The 18,327-nt window shown below is 68.0% G+C and carries 17 protein-coding genes; 16 read left to right on the top strand and 1 reads right to left on the bottom strand.

What is annotated here, in order from left to right; genetic code table 11:
• Window positions 1-70 precede the first annotated feature (70 nt).
• Window positions 71-505: a CesT family type III secretion system chaperone gene (locus VIM12_RS13315; RefSeq protein WP_331942139.1), complete on the top strand. Its 435-nt coding sequence runs from the start codon at window positions 71-73 to the stop codon at window positions 503-505.
• 438 nt (window positions 506-943) lie between these two features.
• Here the strand turns inward: VIM12_RS13315 and VIM12_RS13310 are convergent, their stop codons facing one another.
• Window positions 944-1,879, bottom strand: a complete 936-nt coding sequence (locus VIM12_RS13310) for a metal-dependent hydrolase (protein WP_331942138.1) — start codon at window positions 1,877-1,879, stop codon at window positions 944-946.
• Between the two features lie 437 nt (window positions 1,880-2,316).
• Between VIM12_RS13310 and VIM12_RS13305 the strand changes: the two genes are divergently transcribed.
• The 15 genes from VIM12_RS13305 (at window position 2,317) to VIM12_RS13235 (ending at window position 18,287) form a co-directional block, all read left to right on the top strand.
• Window positions 2,317-3,051 (top strand): ABC transporter ATP-binding protein, encoded by a 735-nt coding sequence (locus VIM12_RS13305; RefSeq protein ID WP_331942137.1) that lies wholly within the window; start codon window positions 2,317-2,319, stop codon window positions 3,049-3,051.
• Between the two features lie 76 nt (window positions 3,052-3,127).
• A complete protein-coding gene (locus tag VIM12_RS13300) occupies window positions 3,128-4,543 on the top strand; it encodes an ExeA family protein (protein ID WP_331942136.1) in 1,416 nt (471 codons plus the stop codon).
• A gap of 35 nt (window positions 4,544-4,578) precedes the next feature.
• Window positions 4,579-6,426 (top strand): pilus (MSHA type) biogenesis protein MshL, encoded by a 1,848-nt coding sequence (gene mshL, locus VIM12_RS13295; RefSeq protein WP_331942135.1) that lies wholly within the window; start codon window positions 4,579-4,581, stop codon window positions 6,424-6,426.
• A complete protein-coding gene (locus VIM12_RS13290) occupies window positions 6,423-8,024 on the top strand; it encodes a tetratricopeptide repeat protein (RefSeq protein ID WP_331942134.1) in 1,602 nt (533 codons plus the stop codon). Before mshL ends, VIM12_RS13290 begins: the two co-directional genes overlap by 4 nt.
• 11 nt (window positions 8,025-8,035) lie before the next feature.
• A complete protein-coding gene (locus tag VIM12_RS13285; protein WP_331942133.1) occupies window positions 8,036-9,739 on the top strand; it encodes a GspE/PulE family protein in 1,704 nt (567 codons plus the stop codon).
• On the top strand, window positions 9,739-10,944 hold the full coding sequence (locus VIM12_RS13280) for a type II secretion system F family protein (protein WP_331942132.1): 1,206 nt from the start codon (window positions 9,739-9,741) through the stop codon (window positions 10,942-10,944). Before VIM12_RS13285 ends, VIM12_RS13280 begins: the two co-directional genes overlap by 1 nt.
• A gap of 21 nt (window positions 10,945-10,965) precedes the next feature.
• Window positions 10,966-12,528 carry a hypothetical protein gene (locus VIM12_RS13275; protein WP_331942131.1) on the top strand — a complete coding sequence of 521 codons (1,563 nt, stop codon included), beginning with the start codon at window positions 10,966-10,968 and terminating at the stop codon, window positions 12,526-12,528.
• Window positions 12,525-13,157, top strand: coding sequence for a hypothetical protein (locus tag VIM12_RS13270; protein WP_331942130.1), 633 nt, complete (start codon window positions 12,525-12,527; stop codon window positions 13,155-13,157). The genes VIM12_RS13275 and VIM12_RS13270 overlap by 4 nt, the downstream gene beginning before the upstream one ends.
• The gene (locus VIM12_RS13265; protein ID WP_331942129.1) at window positions 13,154-13,600 is read left to right on the top strand and encodes a hypothetical protein; all 447 of its coding nucleotides are present in this window, start codon (window positions 13,154-13,156) and stop codon (window positions 13,598-13,600) included. Before VIM12_RS13270 ends, VIM12_RS13265 begins: the two co-directional genes overlap by 4 nt.
• Window positions 13,601-13,602: 2 nt before the next feature.
• Window positions 13,603-14,391 (top strand): hypothetical protein, encoded by a 789-nt coding sequence (locus VIM12_RS13260; RefSeq protein ID WP_331942128.1) that lies wholly within the window; start codon window positions 13,603-13,605, stop codon window positions 14,389-14,391.
• A gap of 22 nt (window positions 14,392-14,413) precedes the next feature.
• The gene (locus tag VIM12_RS13255) at window positions 14,414-15,106 is read left to right on the top strand and encodes a type II secretion system protein (protein WP_331942127.1); all 693 of its coding nucleotides are present in this window, start codon (window positions 14,414-14,416) and stop codon (window positions 15,104-15,106) included.
• Window positions 15,107-15,118: 12 nt separating this feature from the next.
• Window positions 15,119-15,886 (top strand): ABC transporter permease, encoded by a 768-nt coding sequence (locus VIM12_RS13250; protein WP_331942126.1) that lies wholly within the window; start codon window positions 15,119-15,121, stop codon window positions 15,884-15,886.
• Window position 15,887: 1 nt separating this feature from the next.
• The gene (locus VIM12_RS13245; RefSeq protein WP_331942125.1) at window positions 15,888-16,598 is read left to right on the top strand and encodes a hypothetical protein; all 711 of its coding nucleotides are present in this window, start codon (window positions 15,888-15,890) and stop codon (window positions 16,596-16,598) included.
• Window positions 16,595-17,209 (top strand): response regulator, encoded by a 615-nt coding sequence (locus VIM12_RS13240; protein WP_331942124.1) that lies wholly within the window; start codon window positions 16,595-16,597, stop codon window positions 17,207-17,209. Before VIM12_RS13245 ends, VIM12_RS13240 begins: the two co-directional genes overlap by 4 nt.
• Complete coding sequence (locus VIM12_RS13235; protein ID WP_331942123.1) at window positions 17,202-18,287, top strand: HAMP domain-containing sensor histidine kinase; 1,086 nt, start codon at window positions 17,202-17,204, stop codon at window positions 18,285-18,287. Before VIM12_RS13240 ends, VIM12_RS13235 begins: the two co-directional genes overlap by 8 nt.
• Window positions 18,288-18,327 lie beyond the last annotated feature (40 nt).

Genomic DNA, 18,327 nt, shown 5'->3' with positions numbered 1-18,327 from the left:
CGGGTATATCCGTGTCGACCGTATCGGATGAACACGCGTCGCGCGGCATCCGGCAAAGGAGATTCAAGAGATGAAAGAGCAATACATATCGTTGGTGCGGGATCTTTGCCGCCTGTGCGAACTGAAGAATCCCGAGGTGGTGATCGATAGCGGTGCCATGATGGTGAATGACGTGGTGATCTCACTGGCGCACAATGCGACGGTGGATCCCGGGGTGCTTTTCATCTACTGCGACTTCGGCAAGGTGCCGGAGGGCCGGGAAGTGGAAGCGTACAGCGCAATGCTGAAAACCAACCTGCTTCTCTACAACGGCAGAGGGCCCGCGTTCGCCATGTCATTCGAGACCGGACGCGTGGTATTCGCCGACCATTGCAGGATGGCGGACATCGATCCGAAGGCGTTGCGCGACAAGCTGGCTGGTCTCGCCGAAAAAGCGCACGAATGGCGTGCCCTGTATGCGCTGGAAACGGGCGAGTCGGGGGAGCGGGTTGAGGGCGAAGCTTAGGTGGCGGGCAGGCGCAGCGGACCGGGCGGTCGGGCAGCGCCATGGTCCGACGTCGCGGACGTCGCCGGCCGGGCAATGCACATGGTGGAACCGCGCAGCCGGTAGTGCGGAATTGCTGCCTCACTCCGCAATCTCATTGCCTGGCCGTCCTCCCTCTCCGCCGTGACGCTGCACGCGTATGCGTCGGTTCGCGTGAAGCGAAACAGAAGCGCTCCTTCACGATTCCCCGGAAAGGTGAGGATCTACAGGTAACAAGCGCCATGCAAGCACTGCAAAAATCCTCGAAGGGAAGGCAAGGCAAGTTGGATGCAGTGAGACGCAACTGCACCCGCCCAGGGCGGCTTCCGGCGCGCCAGCTTCAAGGGACGCATCGTGCGTTGCAGCGAGGCGGTCATCCGAGCCCGCGGCGCGGCATCGCCCGGGTGGTGGCAAGCGTCGTCAGAACTGCAGCGCATCCCCCGGCTTCATCATGAGCACGCCGATGGTGGAATTGCCGATCGACCGCAGGAATTCCTCGGGCGTGCCCTTGAGCTGCGGAATGGTGCCGTAGTGGATGGGAATCGCATAGCGCGGCCGGATCAGGTCGCGTGTCGCAATCGCGGCATCCTTCGGGTCCATCACAAAGTGACCGCCGATCGGGATCAGTACCAGGTCGGGCTTGTAGTAGTCGCCGATCAGCTTCATGTCGCCGAACAGGCCGGTGTCGCCCATGTGGTAGATCTTGAAGCCGTTTTCCAGCTCGATAATGAACCCTACCGGCTCGCCGCCGACATGGGTCTCGTCCTTGCCCGTTGCGGGATTGCGCCAGGTGAGTTCGGAGCTGTGTTCCGCATGCACGGCGGTGATCTTGATGCCGGCGCCCAGCGGCGTGATCGTGCCGCCCTTGTTGAAGCGGGGCGAGAGTTCGGCCGGCAGCACGCCGAGGTGGACCATCGACTGGTTGAGCCCGGCCGGGCCGTACACCGGCGCCTTGTACAGCTTCGCCAGTTCGGGCGCGTCTCCATAGTGGTCGGCGTGGGCGTGGGTGACGAGGATGAGGTCGACCTTGCCGAGCGAGTGCACATTCCTGTAGCCCTCCGGCGTCTTCGGATTGCTGGTCAGCCATGGGTCGATCACGATCACCTTGCCGCCGGGGGTGATGATCCTGGTCGCACTCTGGCCGAGCCACTGCACCAGCGTCTTGCCGGTGGTTGCGCCGGGCGTGGCCACGAACATCCCCGGCGTCGCAGGGGCGATGGTGGCGGGGGTCGGTGCCGCGGCAGCCGGTGCGGGAGCCCGGGTTGTGGCCGGTGGCTGCGGCGTGCCGCAGGCCGCCAGCGCCAGTACGGCGGCGCCAGCCGTGAAGATTGATGCAGTCCGTTTGCCGTTCACCATTTTTCTTCTCCTTGTTCATTGTTTCCGGCGTGCCGTCCGGCGCCATCGGGTTCGGAGGCAGTTTAGCCAGCGGATGACGGCCGCGCACCGCCAGCGGACCCGTCTTTTAACTGCGTCAATCCTGCCGGCAGGCATGCAGCGGGGCAGGGGATGCGGCGGCGGCGGCGGCCAGCCAGGCGAAACGGCACGTGGTGGACGGTGCTGCGAGACTGCGGGCTGACACCCGTACCGGTTCTTCCCGCCTGGCCCGACTAGGCGGGCAAGCGCTGCGCTCCCGCCTTTTCTCTGTATTGAGAAAATTCCTTTGGGAAACATTGGCTTACTTCTGTTTCCACGCATCATCTTCTCCTTTCCAAACCCAGGCGAGTCATGCAAAATGGAAACTCCGTTTAACCGCCTGTTAATCCATGATCGCGCCCGGCAAATGTCCTTCCGCCGTGTCCATTTGCTTCGACAACGTCGCAAAACGTTACGGGCAGAAGGTCGTCCTGCATGAGATCGACCTGCAGGTGGCAAAGGGCGAGTTTTTCGGGCTGGTGGGCGTCAACGGCGCCGGCAAGACGACGCTCATCAAGAGCCTGCTGGACTTCGTGCAGATCGACGGCGGGCGCATTGCCATCGATGGCTGCGACCACCGCAAGCCGCAATCCCGCGGTGCGCTGGCTTTCCTTCCCGAGCGCTTCATTCCCCCGTACTACCTGACCGGTAGCGACTTTCTCCGCTACGCGCTGTCGCTCCACGGCGTGCCTTATCGCCGGCAGGATGCCGAGGCGATGCTGAAGGCGCTCGACCTCGATGCATCGGTGCTGGCCAGGCCGGTGCGGCTCGTTTCCAAGGGCATGACGCAGAAGCTCGGCCTGGCCGCCTGCCTGCTTGCGCAACGCGACCTGTACATCCTCGACGAACCGATGAGCGGACTCGACCCGCGCGGGCGGGCGCTGCTGAAGGCGCAGCTACGGGCATTGCGCGGGCGCGGCGCGACCGTGTTCTTCAGCTCGCATGCGCTGGCCGACGTCGAGGAAATGTGCGACCGCATGGCGATCCTGCATGGCGGCCGCATCCGCTTCAGGGGTACGCCGGCGGAATGCCGCGCGACCTACGGCGGCACGCTGGAGCAGGCCTTCCTCACTTGCATCGGGCAGGGCGAAGCGGAGGTTGCCGGGGCGGCTTGAACGCAGGACCAGGGGCGTCGCCGGCAGGGGCCGCGACGGCAAAGAACTAGAAGGATCACGGAGACAAGAGCTAGGCATGTACCTTTCGCATTTCGGCCTGAATGAACCACCGTTCGGCATCACGCCCAACCCGGCCTTCTTCTATGCCGGCGGCAAGCGCGGGGACATACTCGACGCGCTCCTCTATGCAGTGAGCAACGGCGCCGGCATCGTCAAGGTGACCGGCGAGGTCGGCAGCGGCAAGACCATGCTGTGCCGGATGCTAGAAAGCATGCTGCCGGAATCGGTCGAAGTGATCTATCTCGTCAATCCCACGCTGGCGCGCGACCAGGTTGTCTATGCGATCGCGGCGGAGCTTGGCCTGGATACGTCGGGCAAGCGGCCGGACGAGATGATCCGCATCCTGCAGGCCGACCTGATCGCCAAGCACGCGCGCGGCAGGCAGGTGGTGCTGCTGATCGAGGAAGCGCAGGCGATGCCGCTGGAGACGCTGGAGGAGATCCGCCTGTTTTCCAACCTGGAGACGGCGCGCGACAAGCTGCTGCAGATCGTCCTGTTCGGGCAGCCGGAGCTGGATGACAACCTCGGCCTGGCGCGCATGCGCCAGCTGAAGGAACGCATAACCCAGGGATTCACGATGCCGCCGCTGCGGCGCGAGTCCGTGCCGGAATTCCTGATGTTCCGGATGCGGGCGGCTGGGTATCGGGGCCCGAACATATTCAGCAGCGGCGCGGCCCGCCTGATCGCCGATGTGTCGGAAGGCGTGGTGCGGCGCATCAGCATCCTCGCCGACAAGGCCCTGCTCGCGGCCTTCGCCGACGACAAGTATTCGGTGTCCGAGCGCCACGTGCGCGCCGCGATTGCCGACTCCGAGTTTGCCGGCAGGGCCGGCAGTGTCCTGCGGCGGCGGGCGCTGACCGGCGCAGCCGCCGCGGCCCTGCTGGCAGCGGGCGTGGCGCTGCCGGCGGCGGCATGGCAATGGTGGCCGCGCGCCGCAGCGCCGGCGCCGTCCGCGGCCCCGGCCCAACCGGCAACGGTGGCAGCGGTGGCAGCACCGGCGACAGCGCCGGCGGCAACCGAGCCGGCGCAGGCGACGGTCGCGGCGGACGTCAAGCCGGTGTCGGCCAAACCGCCAGCGGCGCCGGCTGCCGCGTCCCTGCTCGAGCGCCGCCTGCAGGCCACCGAAGCCTGGCTCGACAGCGAAGACAACGGACGCTACAGCCTGCAGCTGAACCTGATGCAGGCGGATGATGCGCAGGTGGAGCGTTTCCTGCGCAAGCTGGAAGGGCAGACCGGACTGGACCAGGTGTATGTCTACCGCACGCGGCTCGGCGCGACCGACCGCGTCGGCATTACCTACGGCAGCTTTGCCGCGCGCGAGCAGGCGCGGGCCGAGATCGAGAAAGTACGCGAGGCATGGGGCTACCGGGCGCAGTTGCGCACCGTGGGCGGACTCAAGAGCGAAATCGCGCGGGCAGGGAGCGCAGCATGAGCGGCGCGCGCCGTCCGGGCAGGAACAAGGAAGACATGAATTTCTTACGGTTGCGGGGATCGATGAACAGGCTGGCCATGGCGTGCGGTTCCGTGGCGCTTGCGGCATGCGCGACGCCGATGGCGCCTTCCACCGCGCACCTCAAGCCGGCGCCGCAACCGGCCGGGAACATTCCGCAGGCCGTGCAGCAGAGCCCGTCGCTGGCGCCGCCGAAACCGCGCGCGCAGGCCGAGACCTACAGCGTCACCGTGCACAAGGTACCGGTGCAGTCGCTGCTGTTCGCCCTCGCGCGCGACGCCAGGCTCAACGTCGACATCCATCCGGGCATCGAGGGCCAGGTCACGCTCAACGCCCTCAACCAGACGCTGCCGCAGCTGCTCACCCGCATCTCGCGGCAGGTGGACATGCGCTACGAACTGGAAGGCAGCAACCTGGTGGTGCTGCCCGACATGCCATACCTGCGCAACTACCGGGTCGACTATGTCAACATTGCGCGCAACAGCACCAGCAACATGAGCATCGCGACCCAGGTGGCTTCGGGCACCGGGCCGACCGGCGGCGGCGGCGACAACAATTCCACCACCTCGGTCACCAACACCTCGAACAACCGGTTCTGGGAAACCCTGGTGCAGAACATCAAGGACACCCTGCACGAGACCGACAAGGTGATACCGGAGGATGGGCAGCAGCCGGAGCCCGTTCCGCAGGCACAGTCGCCCTCGCCGCTTGCCGCGCTTGCCGGCCCGGCCAGTACGGCAAAGGTAGTTGGGTCCGGGCAGAAACCGGCGGCCGCGCAGCCCGCGGCGGCGCCCGCATCCGCGCCGGCATCTGCTCCCGCGCCCGCGCGCCGCAGCACCTATCGCGAAGCCGCCTCGGTCATCGCCAATCCCGAAACCGGCGTGCTCGCCGTGCGCGCCACCAGCCGCCAGCACGAGAAGGTCCAGGAATTCCTCGACATGGTCATGATGAGCGCCAAGCGCCAGGTCCTGATCGAGGCGACGGTGGTGGAGGTCGAGCTCAGCCGCAACTACCAGCAGGGCATCCTCTGGTCGCGCCTGGCGCGGGAAGTCGGCCACGGCATCCAGTTCGCGCAGGCGCCGGTCACCGGCACCCTGCCGTCGAACGTGATCCCCGGGACCACGCCCGGCCTGTTCCTGATGAACTACACCAACCCGGCGACCTCGGTAGGCAGCATCACCGCGACCATCCAGCTGCTGGAATCCTTCGGCAAGGTGAAGGTGCTGTCGAGCCCGAAGATCAGCGCGCTCAACAACCAGACCGCGATGCTGAAGGTGGTCGACAACCGGGTGTATTTCACGATCACCGCCGATACGCAGGTCACCGAAAATTTCGTTCGCACCACCTACACCTCCACCTTGCACACGGTGCCGGTCGGTTTCGTGATGAGCGTGACGCCGCAGATCGCCGACAGCGACGAGGTGACGCTCAACGTGCGGCCGACCATCTCGCGCATCGTGGGTTACGAGCAGGATCCGAACCCGGCGCTGGCGCAGGCCAATCCCCCGGTCATTAGCCGGGTGCCGGTGATCCAGACCCGCGAGATGGAATCGGTGCTGAAGGTTGGCACCGGCCAGATCGCCGTCATGGGCGGCCTGATGCAGGACTCGGTCAACAACACCCGCGACGGGCTGCCCGGCATCGGCGACATTCCGCTGATCGGCGATGTCCTCAACTATCGCAACGAGACCAACAGCAAGACGGAACTGGTGATCTTCATGCGGCCGGTGGTCGTCAGGAACGCCAGCCTGCAGGGTGACTTCCGCGGTTTCCGCGACTACCTGGAGGACGTGCAGCGGCCGGAGCCGCCGCGCTTCCCCCCGCTCTCCGCCGAACCGCAGGCAGCCGAGGGAGCGCCGCGATGAGCCTGTTGATGCAGGCCCTGAAAAAGGCCGAGGACGCCAAGCAGCGACAGAAGCAGGGGCCCGCGCCGGCGGTCGGGCAACCCGGCCCGGAGACCGCGGCGCAAGATCCGATCGGATTCGGGGGTTTCACGCTGCTCGATCCGGATCCGCCCGCTGCCGCGGCATCCCAGCCGGCACCGTGGGCGCCGGACCTGCCGCCGGTGCAGGAGCCGGCGGACGCAGTGCCCGTGCCGTTGTCCCTCCTCGCCGATGCACCTGTGCCGGCCATGCACCAGTCCGATCCGGTTGCGCTCGTCGAGGAGATCGCCACGAACGCGGTCGCGCCGGAAGCCGCGTCCGCGTCGTCCGCAACCGGGTATACGGCGGCGCCGGATCTGCCGTTCGACGTCATGCCCGTGCCCGAAGCGGTCGCCACGCCTGAGGCGCCGACGCCGCCCCCGGGTGCGCCATCGCAACAAGCGGTTCCTGCGTCCGCTGCTGAAGTGCGCCGCGCCGCCGAGCCGGCACGGCAGACCGAGGCGCAGCAGGCCGCGCGCCGGGTGTTCGCCGCAAACGCGCCGGAACCGCGCAGGCGACGCCTTGTCCTTGCGGCAGCGGCCCTTGGTCTCGCGCTGACGGCGATCGGCGGATGGTTCGCCTATGAGTTGACGGGAACGACCAGCAGCATTGCCACGCCCCAGCTGGCGCCCGCACCGGTACCGCCCGCAATGGCGGCACCCGACGCGGTGCCGGCGACGGCGGACACCGGCACGCAGGTTCCGGCGGCCTCCGCCGACCAGCAAGCGGTACCCGTCGCGCCCCCGCAGGCGGAAGCCGCAACGGCGGCCGCACCGGTTGCAGCCCCGGTTGCAGCAGCGACCGGCGCGCCGGCCCCGGCCTCCGCCGCGCCGGCCACCCCAGTCCTCCCGGCTGCGCCTGCAGCCGCGGCAACCCGGGTGCCGGCAACCGCGCTCGTGCCGGCGGAAGCGCCCTACGTGGTGGACCGCAGCGGCATCGAGATCAAGCGCGGCAGCGAGCCGCCGCAGGCCGGACGCGCCGCGATGCTCGGCTACCAGGCCTTCAATGCGGGCGACTACGCCGGCGCCGAACAGCAGTATCGCCGCGCGCTGCAGCAGGATCCGACCAGCCGCGACGCGATGCTCGGCATGGCGGCGCTGGCGCTGAGGCAGCAGCGCGCGGAGCAGGCTGCGGCGTGGTACGCGCGCCTGCTGGAGGCGGATCCCGCCGACCCCGATGCCGTCGCCGGGCTGACCGGCCTGCAGCGGGGCGACGCCGCGCAGGACGAAAGCCGCCTCAAGAAAATCCTCGCGCTGCATCCGCAGGCGGCGGCGCTGCATTTCGCCCTCGGCAACGTGTATGCGCGGCAGTCGCGCTGGGCCGATGCGCAGCAGGCCTACTTCCGCGCCTACACCGGCGCGCCGGGCAATCCCGACTATGCATTCAATCTCGGGGTCAGCCTCGACAACCTGCAGCAGCCGCGGCTGGCGCTCGACTATTACCAGAAGGCGCTGCGCCTGGCGGCGAGCGCACCGGCGTCGTTCGGCGCCGCCGCCGTGCAGGCGCGCGTGGCCGAGCTGCAGTCCCTGGCGGAGCAGTGAACGCGACGGCCATGGCAGAGAAACCGACCCTCCCGCTGGGCAAGCTGCTGATCCAGAAAGGCGTGATCAGCGAGGACCAGCTGCGCATCGCGCTGACCGAGCAGAAGCAAAGCGGCGCGCCGCTCGGCAAGCAGCTGATCGCGCTCGGCTTCGTGACGGAAGCGACGGTGCGCGAGGCGCTCAGCGAGAACCTGAACCAGCAGAGCACCGACCTCGGCAACCTGGTGGCGGACGCGGCGGCGATCAAGCTCATCCCCAAGGAAACCGCCAAGCGCTACCGCGTGTTCCCGGTCATGTTCGAACGCCAGGAACGCACGCTGATGCTGGCGATGGCCGACACCAACAACATCGTGGCGCTCGACCAGATCAGCGCCATGCTGGGCAGCGACATCCGGCTCACGCCGATGCTGGCGGGCGAGTCCGAGATCCTGCGCGCGATCGACCAGTTCTACGGATTCGAGCTGTCGATCGACGGCATCCTGCACGAGATCGAGACCGGCGAGATCAACTACCAGAGCCTGCAGTCGTTGTCCGACGAGTACAGCCAGCCGCTGGTGCGCCTGATGGACGCGCTGCTGGCGGACGCGGTGCAGCAGGGCGCATCCGACATCCACTTCGAGCCGGAGCAGTTCTTCCTGCGCATCCGCTACCGGATCGACGGCATCCTGCGGCAGATCCGCAGCCTGCACAAGAACTACTGGCCGGCGATGGCGGTGCGGCTGAAGGTGATGAGCAACATGAACATCGCCGAGACCCGCGCGCCGCAGGACGGGCGCATCTCGATCAGCTTCTCGGGCCGGCAGATCGACTTCCGCGCGTCGGCGCAGCCGACCACGCACGGCGAGAACTTCGTGCTGCGTATCCTCGACCGGATGAAGGGCATCGTGCCGCTGGACGACCTCGGCCTGAGCGAGGATGCGCTGCTGTTGCTGAAACTGATGATTGCGCGGCCGGAAGGCATCATCCTGGTCACCGGCCCCACCGGCAGCGGCAAGACCACGACGCTGTATTCGGTCCTCAATCACATGAACACCGAAAGCGTCAACATCATGACGCTGGAGGATCCGGTCGAATACCCGATGATGATGATCCGCCAGACCTCGGTCAACGAGTCGGCCAAGATGGGCTTTGCCACCGGCATCCGCTCCATGATGCGGCAGGATCCGGACGTGATCCTGGTCGGCGAGATCCGCGACACCGCGACCGCCGAAATGGCGTTCTCGGCGGCGATGACCGGCCACCAGGTCTATTCCACCCTGCACACCAACTCCGCCATCGGCGCCGTGCCGCGCCTGCTCGACCTCGGCATCCTGCCCGACATCCTGGCCGGCAACATCATCGGCATCGTGGCCCAGCGCCTGGTGCGCAAGCTGTGCGGGCGCTGCAAGGAGGGCGTGCAGGCCGGGCCGCTGGAACGCCGCCTGCTCGGTGTGGATGACGATGCGCCCCGGACCACCATCTACCGCGCGGTCGGCTGCGACCACTGCGCCCACCAGGGCTACAAGGGGCGGATGTCGATCATGGAGCTGCTCAAGCTCAACGGCGACATGGACGACGTGATCGCCCGTCGCGGCAGCGTGCGGGAACTGCGCGCCGTTGCCATCGCCAGCGGCTTCCGGCCGCTGGTGGAAGACGCGGTGCGCCGCGTGCTCGACGGCAGCACGTCGCTCGACGAGATCTCGCGCGTGGTCGACCTCACGGACAGGTACCGCTGATGCCGCTCTATTCCTACCGCTGCATGGACGCCAACGGCCGCACGACGCGCGGCAGCATGGACGCGTCCAACCTGCTCGACCTGGAGAACCGGCTCAAGCGGATGGAGCTGGACCTGATCGATTGCAGGCAGGTCGCGAAGAAGGTCATCAGTACCGCGCGCGCGCGCATCTCGCGGCGCGACCTGATCAACTTCTGCTTCCACATGGAGCAGCTCACCCATGCCGGCGTGCCCATCCTCGAAGGCCTGCGCGACCTGCGCGACACCGTGGACGACGCGAGCTACCGCGGCATCGTCGCCGACCTGATCGAGAACATCGAGAGCGGCATGCAGCTGTCGGAGGCGATGGAACGGCACCCGCACAGTTTCAACAAGACCTTCACCAGCCTGGTGGCGGCAGGCGAGCACAGCGGCAAGCTGCCGGAAGTGCTGCGCCGGCTCAGCGACAACCTGAAATGGCAGGACGAACTGGTCGCGCAGGCGAAGAAGATCGTGCGCTATCCGCTGTTCGTCGGCACCGTCGTGCTGGGCGTCACCTTCTTCCTGATGATCTACCTGGTGCCGCAGCTGACCGGCTTCATCGTCAGCATGGGACAGGAGCTGCCCTTCCATACCAGGGCGCTGATCTTCGTCTCCGACATCTTCATCCACTTCTGGTACGCGATCCTGGCGGTGCCGCTGGTCACGTTCGCGGCCGTCAAGGTGACGCTGGCGGGCAGCGCCACCGCGCGCTACAGGGCGGACGGCCTGAAACTGCGCCTGCCGGGCGTCGGTCCGGTGCTGCAAAAGATCATCCTGGCGCGCTTTGCCTCGTTCTTTGCGCTGATGTATGCATCGGGCATCACCGTGCTCGACTGCCTGCGGCTGTCCGAGGATATCGTCGGCAACGCGGTGGTCGCCGAGGCCCTGCGCAAGGCCGGCAGGCTGATCGCCGAGGGGCAGGGTGTCACCGCGGCATTCGAGAACGTCGGCATCTTCCCGCCGCTGGTGGTGCGCATGCTGAAGGTCGGCGAGGCGACCGGCTCGGTGGACGAGGCGATGCGCAACGTCAGCTATTTCTATGACCGGGAGATCCAGGAAATGATCGGCAAGGTGCAGTCGATGATCGAGCCGGTCATGACCGTCGTGCTGGGCATGCTGCTGGCGTGGATCATGCTGTCGGTGCTCGGCCCGATCTACGACACCATCAGCAAGATCAAGACCTGAGCGAGGCAACGAGAGGCAAATGTGCGCAAGCTGATGTTCTACCTGACCAACCAGGGCATGGTGTCCTGCACCTGGAGCGCCGGGCGCCCGGGCGAGGTCGCGCGTTTCGGCTGCGACGAGGAGGGCCGGGCGGCCTTCGCCGCCAGCCTTGCCGGGCAGGGCAACGTGCCCGCCACGCTGCTGGTCGACCTGATCGAGGAAGACTTCCAGCGCGATACCGTGCCCTTCGTCTACGGCCGGGCGCGCGCGGCGCTGCTGCAGCGCCGGCTGGCGCAGATGTATCGCGACACCGGGCACCGGCAGGCGATGCTGCAGGGCCGGGAGAAGACCGGCCGCCGCGATGCGCAGGTGCTGTTCAGCGCGCTCACGAACAGCGAGTACCTGGCGCCGTGGCTGAAGCTCCTGGCGCAGGCGCATGTGCCGCTGGCCGGGGTCTGCTCGGCCGCGCTGCTGGCGCCGGCGCTCGCCGCCCGCATCGATGCGCCCAAGGGCGCCTGCCTGCTGCTGTCGCTGCAGTCGGCGGGCCTGCGGCAGAGCTTCCTGCAGGACGGGCAGCTGCGCTTTTCGCGCCTGACGCCGCTGGAGGACGCCAGCCCGGCGAGCATGGCGGAGGCGGTGGTGCGCGAGTCCGCCAAGATGCGCCAGTTCTTTGCCAGCACGCGGCAGCTGGCGCGCGACGAGGTACTGCGCATCGCGGTGGTGGCGGACAACGACCAGCTGGACGCGCTGCGCCGCATCTGCACCGATCGCGCCAACGAAACCTGGCACTGGTACGAGCTGGAAGCGGCGGCGGCCAGCGTGGGCTGCAAGGATCGCGGCGCGCTCGATCATGCGGATGCGATCTACCTCGCACTGGCCGCGCGCGGTCGCGCGGAGGGGCGTTACCCGGCGCCGGAAGCGACCCGTTACTATCAGTTGTGGCAGGCGCGCGTGGCGCTCAATGTACTGGCCGCCGGCGCCGCCGGCTGCGCGCTGCTGTGGACCGGCGCCCGCCTGCTCGATACCTGGGATGCGATACAGGACACGCGGGCACTGGTTGCCGAAACGGCCGCCACCGAGGCCAGGCACCGGCTGCTGATGGCAGGCATGCCCGCCACCGTCGCCAACCCGCACGACATGAAGCTGGCCGTGGACCTGCACGCGCTGCTGGAACGCAACGCCCCGCGCCCCGACGGCATGCTGCGCCACCTCGGCGCCGCGCTGGAGGCAGTGCCGCAGGTCAGCCTGAATGGTCTGCGCTGGACGGTCCCGCCGGCCGCAGGCGCCGATCCGTCTGCCGCGCCGCCACCCGAGGCCGCCGATGCGCCGCCACAGGCTGCGCTGTTCGGCCTGCCGACGCCGCCCGCGCAGGCAATGGAAATCGAAGGCGAGATCCGCCCCTTCCGCAACGACTACCGGAATGCCATCGACAGCGTGCAGCAATTCGCCGCCGCATTGCGTACCGACGCCCGCTATGACGTACAGGTGCAGCGGCTGCCGCTGGAACTCAAGTCGAGCGCGGCGCTGCAGGGGCAGGCGGGGCGCGACGAGCAGGAACCGCGCGCCCTGTTTTCCCTGAAACTCTCCTGGAAGCCCGGCACATGAACCAGCGCACCTTCCTCCAGCAGGACTTCCCGCTGATCCGGCGCGCGGCCATCCGCTTTGCACTGGTGGCGCTGGCCGGGGCCGCCCTCGCCGGCGGCGCATCGACGCTCGCCAGCCGGCATGTGCAGGAGAAGCAGCAGATGCAGGCGCGGCGCGACCAGGCGCTGTCCAGCCTGAACGAGGCGGAGCTCGAGAAGCGGGAGATCCGCGAGTTCCAGCCCAAGTACATGCGGCTGCAGCAACGCGGCTTCATCGGCGAAGAGAACCGGCTGGGCTGGGTGGAGGCCCTGCGTGACATCCAGGAGCGCCGCAAGCTGCTGCCGGTCGCCTACCAAATCGCGGCGCGCCAGGCGCTGCCGGCCGACCCGGCCATCGCGATCGGCAGTATGGAGCTGCGCGCCAGCAGGATGACATTGCAGATGAAGCTCTGGCATGACGACGACCTGTTCCGCCTGCTGCAGGATCTGGGTGATGCGGGCATCCACACGCTCAACAAATGCACGCTGGTCCGCACCGGCCAGGGCCAGGAGAACCCCTCGCCGGAAGGGCTGGATGCCGAATGCACGCTGTACTGGCTGACGCTCGGCCAGCCGGCCGCACCGGACGCGCCGCCACAGGGGGCGCAATGAGCAGGAACCGCATCGCATGTCTCGTTGCCGTTGCCGCGGCCCTGGCAACGGTGGCTGCATCGCCGGCTCTTGCCGCGGAGGAGGCAGTCCTGAAGGCCCGCCTGTTCTCGACGCCGGCGGAGCGCACCGCGATCGACCGCCTGCGCGACCAGCACCGGGCAGGGGCGACGGCATCGTCGCCCGACCAGGCGCCGCCGCCGGTAACGGCGGAGACTACGGTGGATGGGGTTGTCCGCAGCAGCAGCGGACGTTCGACGGTCTGGGTCAACCAGGTGCCGTATCTGGAGACGCCGGGCAAACGCGGGCGCGCACCCGAGGTACCGATGCCGCTGCCCGATGGCGGCAGCGTACGCCTGCGCCCCGGGCAGACCTATGACCCGGAGGAGCGCCGTGTGCGCGACGCCTATCAGTCGCCGTCCGACGGCAACGGGCAGGGGCAATGAAGATGGCGGCGCAAAAGGTCCTGCGCATGCGCCGCCAGCGCGGCATGGCGCTGCTGGTGTTCGTCGCCGTGGTCGGGATCGTGGCGGTGACCGTGATGGTGCGGGGCATCGCCAAGGCCCACAATCCGGCGGCGCGGGACCGCATCACGGCGGCATCGCTGGCGAAGGCGAAGCAGGCCTTGCTCGCGTGGTCGGTGGCGCGCGGCGCGGCGGGGAGCGCCGACCATCCGGGGGAATTGCCCTGCCCGGACAACAGCGCGCCCGGGACGCCTACCTATGGCGACCAGGCGACTGCCTGCGCGGCCGGCGCGATCGGCCGCCTGCCCTGGCGAACCCTGGGCATAGAGGAATTGCGGGATGCCAGCGGCGAGCCGCTCTGGTATGCGCGTGACGCGGCGTTCGCGCTGGTGGTCCATGGCGCGGCCGATACGGTAGCCACCAGCCGCAACGCCAACCTGCGTGTGTACGCCAGCGACGGCACGACCCTGCTCACCGCGCCGTCACGCGAGGCGGCTGCCGTCGTCTTCGCTCCCGGCATCGCCCTTGGCAACCAGGGCAGGGCAAATGCGGCGCAGCAGGTGCAGGCGGCGCAGTACCTCGACAGCATTGCGCCGCCGCTGGCCGGCGCCAGCCGCAACAACGCGATGGCGGCAGGGCCTTTCATCCAGGGAAGTATCGGCACGGCGGACGGCCAGCCGGTCCTGAACGACCGCCTCGCCTATCTCACCGCGCATGAACTGATGCAGGCGGTCCAGTCCCGCCTGGATCGCGAAGCCGCCGCCGGACAGTGAATCAACGAAGATGAGGCCCACCATGAAGCACCCCGTTCGCGGTTTTACCCTGGTCGAGATGGCAATGGTGCTGCTCGTGATCGGGCTGCTGCTCGGCGGTTTGATCGCGCCACTGGGCAACCAGCTGGAGCAGCGACGCGTCACCGATACCCGCAACGGACTGGAAGACATCAAGGAAGCCTTGCTCGGCTACGCGGCCATCCATGGCAGGCTGCCTTGCCCGTCAACCCAGGCCGACCCGGCCAATGCGGCGTACGGGATGCCGGATGCCGCGGCCAGTCCTTGCCCCAACAAGGAGGGCTTTCTTCCGTGGCGTGTGCTTGACGTGCCCGAGATCGACGCCTGGGGGGCGCGCCGCACTACCGCTGCAGCCGCGTGGAACGGTTACTGGCGCTATCGGGTGCATGACAGTTTTGCCGCTGCGGCCGGTATCGCGACCACCACTGCCGCGCCTGCCGGCGACTATCTCAGGGTACGCAACAGCGCCGGCCAGGCACTGACACCTACGACGGGTCCGTCCGACACCCCGGTCGCCATCGTCTTCTCGCGCGGTCCCAACTTCACCTCCGACGGCCAGAACGCGAGCTACGAAGCCACCAACGGCATCTACCAGGCCGACGCCGAAAGCAGCAATTTCGACGACATCACGACCTGGATCTCGCGTCCCGCGCTGATCAATCGCCTGATCGCCGCCAACAAGCTCGCAGCACCGTAATGCCGCCTCGCCATGTTCACACCCATCCGCCTGATCGCCCGCTACACCCTGCTCGAAGCCCTGCGCAACCGCATGGCCTGGCTGTTCGTCGCCATTGCCGTGGTGGCCGTCGGCCTCGGCGGCTTCCTCAACGCGCTTGCGCTGACGGAGAGCCGCCAGATCCAGCTTGCGGTGCTGGCCGCCTTCACCCGCGCCGCGGCCGTGTTCGCGCTGGCCGCCTTCATCGTCACCAGCATGGCGCGCGAGTTCAACGACAAGGGGCTGGAACTGTTCCTCGCGCTGCCCTTGCCGCGCGCTTCCTACTACCTCGGCAAGCTGTCCGGCTTCTGCCTGCTGGCGGCGATACCGGCGGTGCTGTACGGGGCGCTGGCCGCGCTGCTGGCGACGCCGCTGCAGGCCGTGTTGTGGGCAAGCGCGCTGCTGTGCGAGCTGTGGCTGGTCGCCGCCTTCTGCCTGCTGTGCGTACTGAGCTTTACCCATGTCATGGGGGCGCTTGCGGCGGTGATGGGCTTCTACCTGCTGGGGCGTTCCATCGGCGCGCTGCAGCTGATCGCGCAGGCGTCGGGAGAAGAGGGCGGCTGGTCGCAGCAGGTGTTCCGCCTGGTGTTCGACGTGCTGGGCGCAATCCTGCCGCGCCTGGACCGGTTCACCCCGACCGACTGGCTGGTCCAAAGCAGCGGCGACTGGAGCGCGCTGGGCGCGCTGCTGCTGCAGGGCGGCGCGTTCCTCGTGCTGGCCGTCGGCGCCGGCCTGTTCGACCTCTATCGCAGGAACATCTGAGATGCGCGACCGTCCCTTGTCCTCGGTGCCCTGGCCGGTGCTGGCGCTGCTGGCAGCGGGCCTGGCCGCCCAGGTCGGCTGGTCGCTGCTGCATCCGCCGCAACGCCCGGCCGCTGCCGACCTGCCGCCGGCGCCGCCCGAGACCGTACTGCGCCTTGCCGCGCTCGGCGAGCCGGCGGCGCTCGGCAAGATGCTGATGCTGTACGTGCAGACCTTCGACAGCCAGGCCGGCGCGCAGCTGCCGTACATGCAGTTCGACTACGCCCGTCTCGAGGCATGGCTCGATGCCACCCTGCAGCTCGATCCGCGCGGGCAGTATCCCCTGTTTGCGGCAAGCCGGCTGTATGCCGAGGTGGCCGATCCGGTGCGCAAGCGGCGCATGCTCGACTTCGTGCACCGTCGATTTGCCGACGATCCGGCGCGGCGCTGGCCGGCGCTGGCCCATGCGTCCGTCGTCGCCAAGCACCAGCTCAAGGACCTGCCGCTTGCGCGCAGCTACGCGGCGGACCTGCGCATCCGGGGTACGGAAGCCGGCATTCCCGGTTGGGCGACGCAGATGGAAGCCTTCATCCTGGAAGACATGAACGAGATCGAGAGTGCAAAGGTCCTGCTCGGCGGGATGCTGGCATCGGGTCAGGTGAGTGATCCGAACGAGCGGCGCTTCCTGATGGAGCGGCTGGAACGCATGGAAGCGAAAGGCGGCAAGTCGTGAGCACGATCCGACCCGTGATCCTCACCGTCGAAGACGACCCCGGGCTGCGCGCGATGCTGGTCATGATGCTCGAGCTCCATGGTTATGCCGCGGTCGAGGCGGACTGCCGCGAGGCGGCCCTGGCCCGGCTCGACGACACCCCGCAAATCCGCGTCGTCCTGCTCGACCTCGGCCTGCCGCCGCTGCCGAACGAGACCAGCGAAGGCATCGCCACCCTGTGCGCGATACAGCACGCATCCCTGCCCGTGAAGGTGATCGTGCTGACCGGCCAGGACCAGGATGCGGCGGCGCTGGCGGCGGTGCGCGAAGGCGCCTTCGACTTCCTGCCCAAGCCGGTGGCGGCGCCCGCCATCCTGATGGCGGTGCAACGCGCGCTGCTGTTCGTGCAGAAGGAGGGGGAGCTCAGCCAGCAGGGCGTGACCCGCATCGCGCTCACCGCCCAGGTGGGCGACGGGCTCAAGGCGGTGCGCACCGACGCCGAGGAAAAACTGGTGCGCCAGGTACTGAAGGACACTGGCTTCAATGTCTACCAGAGCGCGAAGCGGCTCGGCGTGCGGCGCGAGAACATCTACTACTTCATGAAGAAGTTCGGCATCACGCGCGATGATTGAGGGACTCTATCCCTACCTGATCCTCGCCGGCTGCACCATCGGCGCGGTACTTGCCGTGCTGTCCTACCAGGCCCGCAAGTACAGCCGCATCAACCTGGCGCTGATCCGGCTCAACGAGCAGCTTGCATTCGACACGCCCGATTTCCTGCGGGACGCCTGGCCATTGCTGTCGCGCGCCGGGATGGCGGGCATTGCGTGGGAACTCGACTGGTTCGGCCAGCCGGTCAAGGGCAGCGCGGGCGCCATGCAGGGCGACGCCACGCGGCGCGTGCTGCGGGTGGCCGAGATCCGGCTCGACGTGGTGCTGTACCTCGAGCGACGGCGCGGCGAGCGGCGCTACTTCGCGGAGGGACTGGTGGAGACCTTCATGCTGCTGCTGCGCACCGACATGCTGATCAAGGCGAACGCGGTCGACGCCACCTTCGCGCAGATGGCCCGGCTCAATCTCTTCCTCCAGCACGATATCAAGAACATCGCCCAGTTCATCCAGCTGATGGCCGACCAGCTGGCGCAGGTGCCGCCAGGGAAGGAGGCACAGGTGCTCGATTACCTCGGCAACGCGGCGCCGCTGCTACGGGAGCGCGCCGACCGGGTGGTGCGAACGCTCACCAGCGGCCAGGGCGAGGACGGCAAGGTCCGGTACCTGGACGTCGCCGTCGAACTGGAACGCATGTGCCGGCTGCACCGCCTGGCGCATCGCATCACCGGCGGCGCGCGCGCGTGGATCGACAGTGCGGTGCTCGACACCGCGCTCGACAACATCCTGAAGAATTACGCCGATGCCGGCCTGCGCGAAGGCCGGACGCCCGTCGTTGCCATTCATGTCGGGCAGGGCGGGAAGGCGGTGACCGTGAATGTCAGCGCCGACGACCCGCAGCCGGCCGGCGTCGTGGAGCGGCTGTTCGAGCCGTTCTGGAGCAGCCATCCGTCCGGCCTGGGGGTCGGCCTGTACCAGGCGCGGCAGGCGCTGGAAAGCTGCGGCGGCGCGCTGGCGGCGGAGCGCGGGGAGTCTGGCCGGCTGTGCTTTGCGGTGACGCTGCCGGTCGCGGCTGCACTGTCGCATGCCGCGCACATGTAAATCCCCTGTACATCTTGTGCGAATCTTGCAAGCTGGTAAG

This window comes from Noviherbaspirillum sp. (genome assembly GCF_036563305.1).
GTDB lineage: Bacteria > Pseudomonadota > Gammaproteobacteria > Burkholderiales > Burkholderiaceae_D > Noviherbaspirillum.
This window is presented reverse-complemented; position numbering and strand designations above follow the sequence as displayed.